General features: G+C 60.2%; 15 protein-coding genes. 7 read left to right on the plus strand and 8 right to left on the minus strand.

The features are described 5' to 3' along the window. Positions 1 to 36: 36 nt before the first annotated feature. From ACFORG_RS06285 to ACFORG_RS06295, 3 genes are read left to right on the plus strand one after another with little or no spacing between them, the layout of a single operon-like run. A complete protein-coding gene (locus tag ACFORG_RS06285; RefSeq protein ID WP_386734531.1) occupies positions 37 to 792 on the plus strand; it encodes an energy-coupling factor ABC transporter ATP-binding protein in 756 nt (251 codons plus the stop codon). Then, entirely contained in the window at positions 767 to 1378 is a 612-nt protein-coding gene (locus ACFORG_RS06290; RefSeq protein WP_386734532.1) for an energy-coupling factor transporter transmembrane component T family protein, read from the plus strand. Before ACFORG_RS06285 ends, ACFORG_RS06290 begins: the two co-directional genes overlap by 26 nt. Positions 1379 to 1381: 3 nt before the next feature. Continuing rightward, entirely contained in the window at positions 1382 to 1930 is a 549-nt protein-coding gene (locus ACFORG_RS06295; protein WP_386734533.1) for a biotin transporter BioY, read from the plus strand. On the opposite strand, the gene ACFORG_RS06300 is transcribed toward ACFORG_RS06295, so the two are convergent. The 5 genes from ACFORG_RS06300 to ACFORG_RS06320 form a co-directional block, all read right to left on the minus strand. Further along, entirely contained in the window at positions 1927 to 3027 is a 1101-nt protein-coding gene (locus ACFORG_RS06300; protein WP_386734534.1) for a thiolase family protein, read from the minus strand. The genes ACFORG_RS06295 and ACFORG_RS06300 overlap by 4 nt on opposite strands. Further along, positions 3027 to 4190 carry an AMP-binding protein gene (locus ACFORG_RS06305; protein WP_386734535.1) on the minus strand — a complete coding sequence of 388 codons (1164 nt, stop codon included), beginning with the start codon at positions 4188 to 4190 and terminating at the stop codon, positions 3027 to 3029. Before ACFORG_RS06305 ends, ACFORG_RS06300 begins: the two co-directional genes overlap by 1 nt. 35 nt (positions 4191 to 4225) lie before the next feature. Further along, complete coding sequence (locus ACFORG_RS06310; protein WP_386734536.1) at positions 4226 to 5797, minus strand: heme biosynthesis protein HemY; 1572 nt, start codon at positions 5795 to 5797, stop codon at positions 4226 to 4228. A 10-nt stretch (positions 5798 to 5807) separates the two neighbouring features. Continuing rightward, a complete protein-coding gene (locus ACFORG_RS06315) occupies positions 5808 to 7127 on the minus strand; it encodes a COG4223 family protein (RefSeq protein ID WP_386734537.1) in 1320 nt (439 codons plus the stop codon). A gap of 65 nt (positions 7128 to 7192) precedes the next feature. Beyond that, the gene (locus ACFORG_RS06320; RefSeq protein WP_386734538.1) at positions 7193 to 7894 is read right to left on the minus strand and encodes a uroporphyrinogen-III synthase; all 702 of its coding nucleotides are present in this window, start codon (positions 7892 to 7894) and stop codon (positions 7193 to 7195) included. Positions 7895 to 7993: 99 nt separating this feature from the next. Here ACFORG_RS06320 and tsaD point away from each other — a divergent pair, with 99 nt between their 5' ends. The 4 genes from tsaD to ACFORG_RS06340 are packed head-to-tail and all read left to right on the plus strand — an operon-like array spanning position 7994 to position 10743. Next, positions 7994 to 9091: a tRNA (adenosine(37)-N6)-threonylcarbamoyltransferase complex transferase subunit TsaD gene (gene tsaD / locus ACFORG_RS06325; RefSeq protein ID WP_386734733.1), complete on the plus strand. Its 1098-nt coding sequence runs from the start codon at positions 7994 to 7996 to the stop codon at positions 9089 to 9091. Continuing rightward, positions 9088 to 10050: an NAD(P)H-dependent glycerol-3-phosphate dehydrogenase gene (locus ACFORG_RS06330; RefSeq protein ID WP_386734539.1), complete on the plus strand. Its 963-nt coding sequence runs from the start codon at positions 9088 to 9090 to the stop codon at positions 10048 to 10050. The genes tsaD and ACFORG_RS06330 overlap by 4 nt, the downstream gene beginning before the upstream one ends. A gap of 1 nt (position 10051) precedes the next feature. Beyond that, the gene (locus ACFORG_RS06335; RefSeq protein WP_386734540.1) at positions 10052 to 10321 is read left to right on the plus strand and encodes a YciI family protein; all 270 of its coding nucleotides are present in this window, start codon (positions 10052 to 10054) and stop codon (positions 10319 to 10321) included. Further along, positions 10321 to 10743, plus strand: coding sequence for an EVE domain-containing protein (locus ACFORG_RS06340; protein WP_386734541.1), 423 nt, complete (start codon positions 10321 to 10323; stop codon positions 10741 to 10743). The genes ACFORG_RS06335 and ACFORG_RS06340 overlap by 1 nt, the downstream gene beginning before the upstream one ends. A gap of 209 nt (positions 10744 to 10952) precedes the next feature. Here the strand turns inward: ACFORG_RS06340 and ACFORG_RS06345 are convergent, their stop codons facing one another. From ACFORG_RS06345 to ACFORG_RS06355, 3 genes are all read right to left on the minus strand, one after another. Further along, positions 10953 to 11294: a DUF2853 family protein gene (locus tag ACFORG_RS06345; protein WP_386734542.1), complete on the minus strand. Its 342-nt coding sequence runs from the start codon at positions 11292 to 11294 to the stop codon at positions 10953 to 10955. 177 nt (positions 11295 to 11471) lie between these two features. Then, entirely contained in the window at positions 11472 to 11981 is a 510-nt protein-coding gene (locus ACFORG_RS06350) for a hypothetical protein (RefSeq protein WP_386734543.1), read from the minus strand. A 3-nt stretch (positions 11982 to 11984) separates the two neighbouring features. Then, positions 11985 to 12680: a transporter gene (locus ACFORG_RS06355; RefSeq protein ID WP_386734544.1), complete on the minus strand. Its 696-nt coding sequence runs from the start codon at positions 12678 to 12680 to the stop codon at positions 11985 to 11987. Positions 12681 to 12834: the final 154 nt, after the last annotated feature.

Below are 12834 nucleotides of genomic sequence, written 5' to 3' on the forward strand. Positions count from 1 at the left end.
CGTGCAGCAGATTGGAACGTGTCGAGCACGATGAAGATGGACCGAAGCCTGTACAATGGTGCAACGCCATCGGCGCCCGTGCTCGAGATGAAGGATCTGCGGCACGAGATCGAAGGCAAGGAGGTTCTACGCGGACTTGACGTCAGGGCCGACGCTTGGCGTATCGGGATCGTGGGACGAAATGGTTCGGGCAAGTCCACGCTCATTCGGCTTCTAGCCGGTCTGATTGTGCCAACCGCGGGTATTGTTCGGCTGGGGGGGCATGATCTGGCACGCGACCGCCGCGCTGCTTTGCGCGAGGTCGGAATTCTGTTCCAGAATCCGGATCATCAGATCATTTTTCCAACGGTTATCGAAGAGATCGCCTTTGGCCCACGGCAGCAAGGCAATGGGAAGACCGCGGCAGAGGATCTCGCAAGATCGGTACTGGATCAATTCGGCAAGGCACATTGGGCCGAAGCACAAACCAATGCCCTGTCGCAAGGTCAGAAACACCTTGTGTGCTTGATGGCCGTAGCGGCGATGAAACCACGAACCATTCTTCTGGACGAGCCGTTTTCGGGGCTGGATATCCCAACGCGGCAACAGCTTCACCGGTATCTTGCCCAGTACGAGGGCCAGATCGTGCACGTAACACACGATCCGACCGACCTCGAGACTTATGACCAGACGATCTGGCTGGACGCCGGGCAGGTTGCACTGGCCGGAGCCACTGCAGACGTTCTGCCGCGATACATCTCGGAAATGCACAGACAGGGAGAGCGCGATGATATCTCTGACCTCTCCCGTTAAAACCCGCGCGCATACCTGGCCTGCTGGCGTCAAGCTTGGTGCCTTGTGTCTTGCAACGCTGATCCTGTTCATTGTTCAGAACCTCTGGGCACAGCTAGCCATTTTTTGCGGTGTCCTGATCGTGCTGATGCTCCCCGGCCGGAGCTTTCTGATAGCAGCGCTGAAACCATTGCGCCTACTCTGGCCGTTCCTCGTAATCGTGTCACTCTGGCATCTGTGGACCGGCGAAATCATCGCCGGCGCGGTGATCCTCCTTCGCCTCGTGTCGGCAGTTCTGCTGGCCAATCTCGTGACGATGACGACACGGCTAAGCGACATGATCGACGTCGTACATTATCTGACCCACCCGTTGCGCCGGATCGGGCTGCAACCAAGGGTTCTGGAACTATCCATCGCCCTGGTGATCCGGCTGACTCCCGTACTTGTGCTCAAGGGCGAAACTCTGGCAGATGCGTGGCGGGCTCGGTCCCGGCGTCGCCCGGGCTGGCGGATCGTGCTGCCCTTCACTCTACTCGCTCTGGATGACGCAGAGCAGGTCGCCGAGGCGCTGCAGGCGCGGGGCGGCTTCACTTCGATCAAGGACTGATACATGGAAAAGAACGTTGCGCTGATCGCGCTCTTCACGGCCCTGATTGCCGCTTTGGGCCTTATTCCCAAGATCACTTTGGGCTTTGGCGTACCGATCACGGCTCAAAGTCTGGGCGTCATGTTGTGCGGCACGATCCTTGGCGCGCGTCGCGGAGCGCTTTCGGTCCTGTTGTTCCTGTTACTGGTCGCGATCGGGCTGCCCTTGCTTTCGGGCGGTCGTGGAGGGCTTGGTGTCTTCGCGACACCTTCGGCCGGGTTCCTGATCGGTTGGCCGGCTGCCGCCTTCGTCACCGGCTGGATCGTGGAACGGTGGCGTGGCGCGCCGGTTACCCTGGTTGCCGGGCTTGCCGCCGTAATCGGCGGGATCGGTGTTCTTTATGCCTTTGGTATTGTAGGCATGTCGATCATGCTCGACAAAACGCTGGTGGAGGCGGCGGCACTGGTGACGGCATTCATTCCCGGTGACCTGCTCAAGGCGGCGATTGCCGGTATGCTGACCTCGGCGTTGGTTCGCGCGCGCCCCTCCAGCGTTTTGTCCCGCGCAACCTAACGGCCCCGCAGCAAGAGCGCGGTACCCAAGCCACCTGCGGCGGCAATCGCCGCAAGGCCAAAACCGGGTGCCGCGTTCAACGCGTGAAACAGACGCGTGGCAAGGATCGCGCCCGAGGCGCCAACCGGATGGCCACGCGCCAGCGCCCCGCCTTGCGGGTTGACGATATCGACAGGCAGGTCTGCCCCCACTTGGCAGGCGATGGCTTGGACGGCGAACGCCTCCATGATTTCGGCGTGTTGCACATCCTGAGAGGATAGTCCGGCACCGCTCAACACACGCCTGATCGCATCGACAGGAGCGATTCCGGGCATATCCGGGCGCCCGCCGAGACTCTTTCCTGCGACAAGCTCAACACCACCGAAACCATGATCCCTCGCCCAGCGATCCGACGCCATCAGGACAAACGCTGCACCATCCGCCGCGACGGCCATGTTCGCGGCTGTTATTTCGCCTGAGACGACTGGTGCCCGCCGGCAATGCGCATCGGTTAGCGCACGCGTGAAACTGTCCCGCTCAAGCCCGGACATCGGGACAACCTCCGGCAAGAGGCCTGCCTGCAGCGCCTTGGCATGGCTGTCGCGCGCCCAAGCATCTTGTGTCCCTTTGGCGATTCCCAGTTCCCCAGCGAGCAGATTCGCTGCGTCCGCCATATCCGGATCGCGGTCCGGCCACGGAGTAAACCGCGCCTGATCATATGGTTCCGGGTCACGCCCATCCGCAAAGGTTCGGAACCGCAAAGGCCGGCGCGAGTAGCTTTCGACCCCACCGGCGACCACCAGTTCCTGTTGACCGGATCGGATCATCGCATCGGCCAGTAGAAGAGCATCGAGACCACCGACACACTGCCGATCGATACTGAGACCGCCGATCCGTTGAGGCCAACCAGCAGCGAGCGCAATCGATCTTGCGGGATTTCCGCCTGCGCCAAGCGCATTCGATACAACCAGTTCGCCGATGGTATCAGGGCTGACATCCACGTCCGAGAGAAGTGCGTCGAGGACCGGACGGGCCAGGTCGTGGATCTCCAGACGTGAAAGGGCTCCACCCCGGGGCGCGACCGGGCTGCGCCGTGCCGCGATGATGACCGAACACATCATTTCAAATCGGCCAGCATATCCGTGATCGCCTTCAGATCCGGCTTGCCCGCTGGCAAGAGCGGTAAATGGCTTACAACATGAAAGGTTCGCGGTACCGCAGCGGGACCGAGCGTGTTTCGGATCTGCTGGCGCAAAATCGGCTCGGGAGCGGACTCGCTTTCCACCACGCATGCAAGACTGTTGCCACGCAGTGGCTCTGGCATTGCAACAACGGCGCAGGCGTTTCCATCGGACAAAGAGGACACGATCGCTTCGATCTTTTCTGGAAACACGTTTTGGTCGGCCACGGTGACCATGCGGGACTTGCGGCCATGCAAATAGAGATAACCCTGGGCATCCAGATGCCCGATCTCACCGATGCTCAGGAACCCGTCGCGCCAATGCGTGTCAGCACTTTCGCCATTGGCGTATCCATCGAACAGGTAGGGGCTGCGGACCCAGATCTCGCCTTTTCGACCGGGCTCGGCCTCCACTAATACTTCAACTCCGGGATAACCACGCCCGACCGAGCCGGGCGGTGTCGCTTCATCCGACAGAGTGATGAAACTGGTCTCGGACGCACCAAAGAACTCGCGAATTTCGGCATCGGGACAAAGAGTCTGCAAACCGCGCCGCAGGTCCATGTCGAGCTTGCCTCCACCGACAAGGACGAGCCGAAGCGACAGCTTTTCGATCCGTTCGGCCAAGGCACCGCGCAACAGCAACCGCAGTTGCGACGGCGTGGCATAAAGGACGGTGACGCCGAAACGGCGCAGACCTTGAACTTGAACGCGCGGCCCCGACCCACCCAAGGGACACAGGCCGGCTCCAAGCTCGACCGCCTCAAGCGTAGCATAGAGCGTCAAAGAATGCCCCATGGCACCCAAAGTCGCGTAGACGTCGCTTGGGCCAATGGAGAATAGTTGAGCCGAGACATCAAAGCTCGACCGCCAACTCGTCGGCGTTCGGCGGACGGTTTTGGGCGCCCCGCTGCTGCCCGAACTCTGACAGTAAAGCCATTGATGCGCCTCGTGTGACAGCTTTACGGCCGTATCAGAGGACTGATCGAGAATGAGTGAGGCGCCGGTCTCGACGCCTCGCATGACAGCTTCATATGCCTCGGAAACCGGAGTACAGAACCGAAACCGAGGATGGCAAACGAACACCTTCTCACGGTTCATGCGCGATCACCGAATGCCCGCCCGGTATTGATGGATCACGCCGATGGGCGATCCGTTTCCGGTCTCTTCTCTGCATCGATAGTTTCCGGGGGCGTCATCGAACTGGTTTCACCCGGGGCAACGATCTCGCTCTCGTCTGGCGCTTCGGACGCCTCGTTTTCAACCGGCTCTTCCTTGAACTGAGCCAACTCTTCGCTTTCCTGCGGCTCCGGGGTGGTCTGGGGCCGGTCCAACGCACCAACGATCAAGGGCAGCATGGACACGCCTGTTGCCGAGGCAATCTCTGGTGTCTCTGGTGTTCTCCAGCTCAAGGTATCGAAGCTGTTGCAGTTTTCGCAAACGGGGCGCCAGTCGGAATGGATATGGTGGCAATTGTCACAAACCCAACGCGGACCGCGAGGAGCATTCAACGCCTTGGCAAGCCATCCCTGGACAACCGCGTCGGACGATCCCTCGCCACGCTCGATCGCCGCCATCAGCGTGTAGGCCCGCGCATCGCCTCCGGTCTCGACCAAGTCACCCAAGGCCCGGCGCGCTTCAGGGAAGTCTTCGGCCACGATGTTCAATTCGGCCATCATGAGACGGGTTTCGGGATTTTGCGGATGCATCCGCGACAGCACACCGAATCTCTTGATCCGGGCGTGAGGCGTTTCGTCCGGCTCGATCTCGGCAAAGGCATGGGCGAGATCGGGATGCGGCTGAACCTCCCATGCCTTGCGCAAGATACGCGTGGCATACCGCGGTTTACCCTTCGCAAGATGTGCGCGCGCCGACATCACCGCGGCAGGGACCAAGTCAGGCGACAGCCGGTTGGCCTCGATGGCGCGCTCTTGGGCCTCGATGGTATTGGCTTCGTTCAGGACTTCCTTTGCCTCGGAAAGGGCCAGGATCGCATCGCGCCGCTTGTAGACATCCCGTGGCAAGCTACCGGACTTCAGCTTGGCCGAGAGCGTCGAGCGCGCGCCGGCCCAATCTTGCGCCTTGGTCTGCAGCTTGAGCAGGACATCCTGCGTTTCTTCGTGCTTAGGCCGCATGGCCAGGGCCTTTTCGGCCAGCTTCCGCGCGGTTTCGTCATCTCCTTCGGCAAGTCGCTGCTTCATGATGCCGCGCGTTCCGACAAAGCGGGTTTGCGGCTGGCTCAACAGCTTCTTGTAGGCTTCGCTGGCACGCTTGGTGTCGCCCGTCATCTCGGCAGCCTGAGCGACCAGCAGCGTCGTCAATTCCGGCTTGTTGAGCAGCTTTTCTGCCTTGTGCGCTTTGGACATGGCGATCCGGCCCTCGCCCGAGGCCAGGGCCATGAAGCTGTCGGCAAGCGCCTGGTAGCCGCGTTTTTCACGACCCCTGTCGAAATAGCGAGAGATCGCGGTTTCATCGCCGTTGAGAAAACGCAGCGTGGCGATCAGTAGTGTCAGCAGCTTGAAGAACAGCCAGACGGCAAGGACCAGTATGAGAAACGCGATGACCGATTGCAGCGGTCCCAACGTGTATTCCATTCCCGCGACGGTGACCTGAACTCCGCCACTGGTTTCCATCAAGAATGCCGCGCCCAGCGCCAACAGGCCGATGATCGCGACATAGACGAGGATCTTGAGCAATGACCAGAGCATGTGCGGTCCTTCAGTTCGAGTTCAGGCTTTGGACGAGCGCGTCGGCGGCAGCCACGGTCTCGATACGAATGCGGGCCATTGCGGTCCAGTCCGCAAGCGCCTCTTTCGCGGTATCCGGCAGGGCGTCGATCTGTTCGAGCGTCATGCCAATATCCCCTCGGGTAAGGTTTGCCTGCGCCCGCGACAAGACCGCATCAGGGTCGTCCCCATCACGCGGAACGACCGAGCGCGCGCCGGTCTGGCGTTCGAGGAACGCGCGAAAGCCGGTCCCACGGTCTGTGTTTCGGGCCGTTGCGAGTGCCGCGCGCGCAGCAGGATCCCACGCGTCACGCAGCGCCGCCATGGACGCAACGCCCGTGTCTGCATGCGCGGGGAGCGGATCGGGGATGTCGACGCCGGCATTGCTCAACTCTCCCAACGAGTCGGCATATGCGGTTCCCGACGTCACCTTGTCGCGCAGGCGGGCAGCGGCAGCGCGGTTGGCGGCGGATTGGGCGTCAGCGGCCGCTTTGACCTCCATCTGCCTTGCTTCCTCTACCATCGCCTCGACTTCGCTCCGCTGGCTGGCAATGCTGTCGCGCAGCTTGGCGATCTCGGCCTCGTAGGCGGCGATGGCATCCTCGGAAATGCCTTCTGCGATCGGGCGTTTCTCGAGATCGGACAGACGCGTTTCAAATTGGCCGATGCTGTCGGCAATACCGGACATCTGCGCAGCCTGGGCCTCTATCTCGCCCGGCAGTGAGTCGAGAGCTCCGGACAACTCCGATACCCTGCTTTCCAGTGCAGAAGTATCAGGTGTCGCAACTGCGGCTATCGCGTCCCGTAGCTCCGAGATCGTGGTTCCCTGCTCCGCCAGACGGGCCTCAAGCTCGGCTACCGCCTCAGTCCCCTGTCCGCTACGCCAGGCTTCGGGCAGGTAGGGGTCGACAACCTGTGATTTCCCAGCGACGAAGCCAAGACCTGCGGCAAGAATGCCGCCAACAAGCGCCGGTAAAAACCCACTGCGTTTTTCGACGATAACCGTTTCTTGTGGAACCGGGACGGCAGCGGCAGGTTCTTCGGGCGCCTCTTCTTCACGCACGGTGTCGGTGTTCCAGGTTTCAGTTCGCGGGTCGTGCGGTTCGATGGTCAACCGCTCTTCATGATCTGCGTCCTGATCAACTTCGAGCTCCGGTTTTGGATCGGTCTCGCCTTCGGCATCAGGGGCCTCTTCGGGTGCATTGTCCGGTTCGGCCCCGAGCGATGAGTCGACCGGTTCCGCCACACCCTCAATCGTCTCCGGCTCGGGATTGGCGCTTTGGTCCAGATCCTTGTCTTTTTTGTCAGCCACCGGTGCGATCCCCTTTGATTCTGGAATTCTTGATTACAAGCCGCGTCTAAACACTAGTCCGCAGGTCATTTCCCCTCAACCCGTATGGCGCGGCGGATCATCTTCTCGACCGTGCGCGCCATGGCCTCCGCATCTGGCCGCTTGGCGACCTTAAGCCGTTCGAAGGGCAAGGTTTCAAGCGGTTTTGCCACTGCGTCGCTGAGCGCGGCCAGAAAAAGCGGTGCGCGCCCCTTGTGCAGGTCGGCAAATTGTCGCGCTGTGCGCGGCGAGAACAAGGGGGCCAATACCGGCGTTTCACTGTCAAGCGCCGCCAGCGCGTCTTCGGTAAAAGGTAGAAGTTGTTGTTCGTATATGATCGCTTCGCTGACAGACAGGCCAAGCTGGGTAAGCGTTTCGGCAAGGTTTCCGCGGCTGTGTTCCCCACGCAGGTGCAACAGGGGCGAGGCGGGCCGTTCCTCCAGCAGCGTCGCGATCAGTGCTTCGGAACTTTCACCGGAAAAGCGCGCCTGCCAACCGGCACGTTCGGCGGCGGCGGTCGTTGCCTCTCCAACGCAAAAGACAGGCAGATTTCGCTCATCGATGCGATGAGACGCAATGGCGACGCCGTTGATCGAGGTGAACACAAGGCCGCGAATATCGTCGAGTTCGATAGCGGTGTCTGTCGGCCTGATATCCAGAAGCGGCGAATGAACCGCCGTCACCTGTGCCTGAACATCCTGCGGCAGCTGGGCCAGGAAACGCTCGGACGCGAGCTGGGGTCGTGTCATCAACAAATGCAACGGCTGCCGGGCCTCGGTCCGTGGGATTGTTCGCGAGCGCGCAGAATGCTACCCGCTGTCGACCACATCATGCAACGGCTGGAGGCCATGGCGCAAACCCTAACCATACTCGGAATTGAAAGCAGTTGCGACGACACCGCCGCAGCCGTTTTGCGCCAGTCCGGGACGAACCGGCCCGAGATCCTGTCCTCGATAGTGGCAGGCCAGGCGGATCTGCACGCCAGTTTCGGCGGTGTAGTGCCTGAAATCGCTGCACGCGCCCATGCCGAGAAGCTCGATCTGTGCATTGCCGAGGCTCTTGAGAAGGCAAACGTGACCTTAAGCGAAATCGATGCCATCGCCGTCACCGCGGGGCCCGGTTTGATCGGCGGCGTTCTGTCAGGTGTCATGTGTGCCAAGGGGATTGCTGCGGCAACCGGGATTCCGTTGATCGGGGTGAATCACTTGGCCGGGCATGCGCTGACACCCGGATTGACCGACGAGGTCGCGTTTCCCTACCTGATGCTTCTCGTCTCCGGCGGACACTGCCAGTTCCTGTTGGTCAACGGGGCAGAGGATTTCTCTCGCCTCGGCGGAACCATCGACGACGCGCCGGGCGAAGCTTTCGACAAGACGGCACGCCTCTTGGGTCTTCCCCAACCCGGTGGCCCGTCCGTCGAAAACGAAGCCCGCAATGGCGTGGCCGACCGGTATACCTTTCCACGGCCGCTTCTGGACCGCGCCGACTGCAACCTCTCTTTTTCGGGCCTCAAGACTGCACTCATGCGATTGCGGGATCAGATCGTTGCCGAAAAAGGCGGTCTGACACGCCAGGATCGTGCAGATCTATGTGCCGGGTTCCAGCAGGCCGTTACCGATGTCCTTTCCGCAAAGAGTCATCGTGCCATGAACATTTACATGGAGAGCGCTCCCGCAGACCCACTTATTGCCGTAGCGGGCGGGGTTGCCGCGAACGGAACAATTCGCGCGGAACTCGAACACGTCGCCCGGGAATTCGGCGCACGGTTTGTCGCCCCTCCGCTCTCTCTGTGCACGGATAACGCCGCGATGATCGCCTATGCCGGGCTTGAACGTTTTCGGGCAGGCAAACAGGATGGCATGGACATGAGTGCCAGACCGCGTTGGCCTTTGGATCAACAAAGCCCTGCCCTGCTTGGCAGCGGCAAGAAGGGGGCCAAGGCATGAGCATCACGGTGATGGGCGCTGGCGCCTTTGGCACGGCGGTCGCTGTTTCTCTCGCTTCCAAGGGCCCTGTAACCGTGTGGGCGAGGTCGTCACAGCAGATTTCCAAGATCAAGGAAACTCGCCGGAACGAAGACCGGCTGCCCGGCGTCGTCCTGCCGGACGCGCTGACGGCCACGGCAGAGATGGATGACGCTGCGCGATCACGGATCATCCTCTTGGCCGTCCCGATGCAGACTCTGCGTCATGTCTTGCAAACCTACTCCGCCGCGCTTCACGACAAGATCCTTGTCGCCTGCTGCAAAGGTATTGAGCTTGAAACCGGGCTAGGTCCTGTTGCGGTGATGCAGCAAACCGTTCCAGATGCGCAGCACGCACTTTTGACCGGGCCGAGCTTTGCGCATGACATTGCACGCGGATTGCCAACCGCGCTCACGCTTGCCTGTTCCGATGCCGACTGTGGCGAGGAGTTGCAGCGCGAACTGACTACCGCCAATCTCAGGCTATACCGCAGCACCGACACGGTAGGCGCGGAACTTGGCGGTGCATTAAAGAATGTCGTGGCCATTGCCTGCGGCACGGCCATGGGGGCCAAGATGGGTGAAAGCGCCCGCGCCGCCTTGATGACGCGCGGCTATGCCGAAATGCAACGTGTGGCCGTCGCGCGCGGGGCAGAGCCGGAAACCATGGCGGGGCTCAGTGGCTTCGGCGACTTGGCACTGACCTGTACTTCGGAACAATCACGCAACTACCGGCTCGGGCTCAGCCTTGGTCGCGGTGAAGAGTTCGACCCGGCCGTCACCGTCGAAGGAGTGGCCACCGCCCGTGCTGTGCAGGCCCTCGCAACGGAATTGCGGCTGGATATGCCCATTACCACATGCGTAACGGCGCTTGTCGATCGACGCTTGACGCCGCAAGAGGCAATGACGCACCTTCTGGCCCGACCCCTCAAGGAGGAATGACATGTTGATCGCCCTCATCGCTCGCGACAAGCCGGATGCGCTGCAGACCCGTCTGGCCAATCGCGATGCGCATCTCGCTTACATCCGGGAAACCGATAAGGTGGCGCAGGCCGGCCCCCTTCTCGACGGGGACGCGATGATCGGGTCCCTGATCATTCTCGATGTGGCGGATCTTGCCGAAGCCGAAACCTGGGCAGGAGACGATCCTTATGCCAAGGCAGGATTGTTCCAATCGGTCGAACTGATCCCGTGGAAAAAGGTCATCGGCTGATGGCGTATTGGCTGTTCAAGTCGGAACCATCGGTCTGGGGATGGCCCGACCAAGTCGCCAAGGGAGATGCCGGTGAGGAATGGGACGGTGTCCGAAACTACCAGGCCCGCAACTTCATGCGTGACATGAAACTTGGCGATCGAGGGTTCTTTTATCATTCCCAGAAGGAAAAGGCCGTGGTCGGAATCGTCGAGGTGTGTGCCGAGGCCCATCAGGACAGCACGACCAAAGATGACCGCTGGGACTGTGTCGATATCAAAGCCGTGAGACCCCTCACGACGCCTGTCACCCTAGACGACATCAAGGCGGATGAAGCTCTGTCCAACATGGTTCTAGTCAAGAACTCGAGGCTTTCAGTACAGCCCGTCACTGACGCTGAATGGATGAGGATCTGCGCCATGGGCGATACCGATCCGAATTGAACATGTACGAAAAACGGGGAAGGCGCCGAACAGTCGATGCCTTCCCCCACCCCGCGTGCTCCCTACTCACCACACGCGTTATGCAAAAAGTCTCGACCGTCCTGGTCTCTGGATCCTTGATAACCGAAACGGATGCTCGCGGCAAAGGCAAAGCCGGTAAAATAGGTTTCAAATCCGCGACGCCCGCCCATGAACGGGCGCCTTGTGCATTACCCGTATACGGATTCTTTTCCGAAATGCTTGGTCAGCAGGTAATACATCACCGCGCGATATTTGTTGCGCTCGGATTTGCCATAGGTCTCGACCGCTTTTTCGATCGCTTCCATGAGTTCGGGGCCATCCGGTAGGCCAAGCTTCTTGATAAGAAAGTTGTTTTTTACCGTTTCCAACTCTCCGGGCTGGCTTGCAGCCACGGTAGAAGAGTCATCATTGTAAATCGAGGGACCACATCCGATCGTCACCTTCCGCAACAGGTCCATATCCGGCTCCATCCCGCATTTGCTACGGATGTCATCGGCATATCTTCCGATCAGTTCGTCGCGCTTGCTCATGCTTCCGTCCTTCTGCAACCAAAGTGGTTTCTGTTGAGTATCCGTCGGTGAACGGCGTCAGCTTATCGCCACTTCACCATCCATCAACGAAAATCGTTCTTCTGGGCTGTATGGTATGTCTCCAAACGAAAAACGGACGCCCCGCGGGACGCCCGTTTGCGCAAAACTGACCGTGATTTAGTCGGTCGCTTCTTCCGGATCTGCCTTCGGACCCGTGGCAACACCAGCGTCGGTGCTGTTGTTCAGGTACTGCGTCTCACCATCCTTGGTGTCGGCGATGCTTGCCGCGGTGCGAGAGTCGGCGATGCCTTCGTCGGCGGGGGAAACGACAACACCGGCTTCGTCTTCGGAGGTTACGTTGTCCGAACCGTCGATGACGCCGCTGTCGCTGGCGGTGCGCGAAAACTCGGCGCGGCCTTCAGCGTCGACATCTGCGGTATTCTCGTCCTGCATCGCGAACGAAGCGGTCGAGGTAAGTGCAATTGCCGAAGCGGCGGTGATGGCGAAAATCTTCGAAGTCTTGAAGGTCATGATGTCAAACCTTTCCGTTTTCGTTTCAAGTTCGTGATGCCAATACAACGTGATGGCACCCAAACCGTTCCGAATTCGGTACAGAAATAAATGTGATCGAATTGGCGCATTTTTCGCGGAACCCGCCAGCAACTGCGGCGTTTCCAGCGGTTCCACCTATCACCGCGGATAAAGAAAGGTGAGAATCAAGCGCGCGCCCCAACCTTCGGGTCCGTTGGTGGTGCTGTCCGCCCAGTAGCGCGCACCAACTCCGATGCTGACGGGTTGCCCGCCAAGTTGAGTGAGCTTGGCAACGGTAAAGTTAATCGGCAGGGCCGTGTCCTCGTTCACCCAGTCATATGTCGTTTCGGAATTCAGAGTGAAGGTCCAGGCATCCGGCGTGGTGTAGGATACGAAAGGTTGAAAAAAGGTCGAACTGATATCGGTGTTTCCACCACCGACATCCCACAGATGGTTGGCCAGCGCACCGTAAGTCCACGACCCCGATTGCTTGAGGGCAACGGCTGTGACGCCCGCCGCAAACTGATCCGCACCCAGGTTGTTGCCACCTGTAGGCAAAAGGAACACGGGCCCTGCCCCCCAGATCAATCCGCCTGCGCCGGGTTCTTTGGGAGAAAAGAAAAAGCTCTGCACGATATCACCGACGCCATCTTCGCTCGACCCGGGGATGACGTCAGATTGGCTGATGAGTGGCACGATCGTCCGGCTGATGAGATTCCAGTTATCATTCAATTCGATCGGAACGACAGGCTGGACGTTCAAAGTGAAACGACTGCCCTGATCGTTTGCCCCGATGCCGCGATCATAGTTCAGTTGAAACAGGACCGAGATCAGCGAGGCGATCGGGTTCGACAATTGTTGCGCAAGATCTGCCGCGCTGTCCTCGCCCCGGCCCTGTCGGCCGCAAACAATGCGAGCGAGGCCAGAACCCCCAAAGCCCTGATAGACATTTTCCGACTCCTTGCGCCCAGATTGGGGTCAAGCCTAACACAGGTCGAAAAAAGGCCGC

Origin of the sequence: Lutimaribacter marinistellae, assembly GCF_042648365.1 — a bacterium.
GTDB classification, from domain to species: Bacteria; Pseudomonadota; Alphaproteobacteria; order Rhodobacterales; family Rhodobacteraceae; genus Lutimaribacter_A; species Lutimaribacter_A marinistellae.

Excerpts from the sequence above, each read along its gene's own strand:
- ACFORG_RS06310 (WP_386734536.1), bottom strand. The coding sequence starts at position 5,797 with ATGCTCTGGTCATTGCTCAAGATCCTCGTCTATGTCGCGATCATCGGC.
- ACFORG_RS06335 (WP_386734540.1), top strand. The coding sequence starts at position 10,052 with ATGTTGATCGCCCTCATCGCTCGCGACAAGCCGGATGCGCTGCAGACC.
- ACFORG_RS06320 (WP_386734538.1), bottom strand. The coding sequence starts at position 7,894 with ATGACACGACCCCAGCTCGCGTCCGAGCGTTTCCTGGCCCAGCTGCCG.
- ACFORG_RS06305 (WP_386734535.1), bottom strand. The coding sequence starts at position 4,190 with ATGAACCGTGAGAAGGTGTTCGTTTGCCATCCTCGGTTTCGGTTCTGT.
- ACFORG_RS06285 (WP_386734531.1), top strand. The coding sequence starts at position 37 with ATGGACCGAAGCCTGTACAATGGTGCAACGCCATCGGCGCCCGTGCTC.
- ACFORG_RS06300 (WP_386734534.1), bottom strand. The coding sequence starts at position 3,027 with ATGTGTTCGGTCATCATCGCGGCACGGCGCAGCCCGGTCGCGCCCCGG.
- ACFORG_RS06345 (WP_386734542.1), bottom strand. The coding sequence starts at position 11,294 with ATGAGCAAGCGCGACGAACTGATCGGAAGATATGCCGATGACATCCGT.
- ACFORG_RS06330 (WP_386734539.1), top strand. The coding sequence starts at position 9,088 with ATGAGCATCACGGTGATGGGCGCTGGCGCCTTTGGCACGGCGGTCGCT.
- tsaD (WP_386734733.1), top strand. The coding sequence starts at position 7,994 with ATGGCGCAAACCCTAACCATACTCGGAATTGAAAGCAGTTGCGACGAC.
- ACFORG_RS06340 (WP_386734541.1), top strand. The coding sequence starts at position 10,321 with ATGGCGTATTGGCTGTTCAAGTCGGAACCATCGGTCTGGGGATGGCCC.
- ACFORG_RS06295 (WP_386734533.1), top strand. The coding sequence starts at position 1,382 with ATGGAAAAGAACGTTGCGCTGATCGCGCTCTTCACGGCCCTGATTGCC.
- ACFORG_RS06290 (WP_386734532.1), top strand. The coding sequence starts at position 767 with ATGATATCTCTGACCTCTCCCGTTAAAACCCGCGCGCATACCTGGCCT.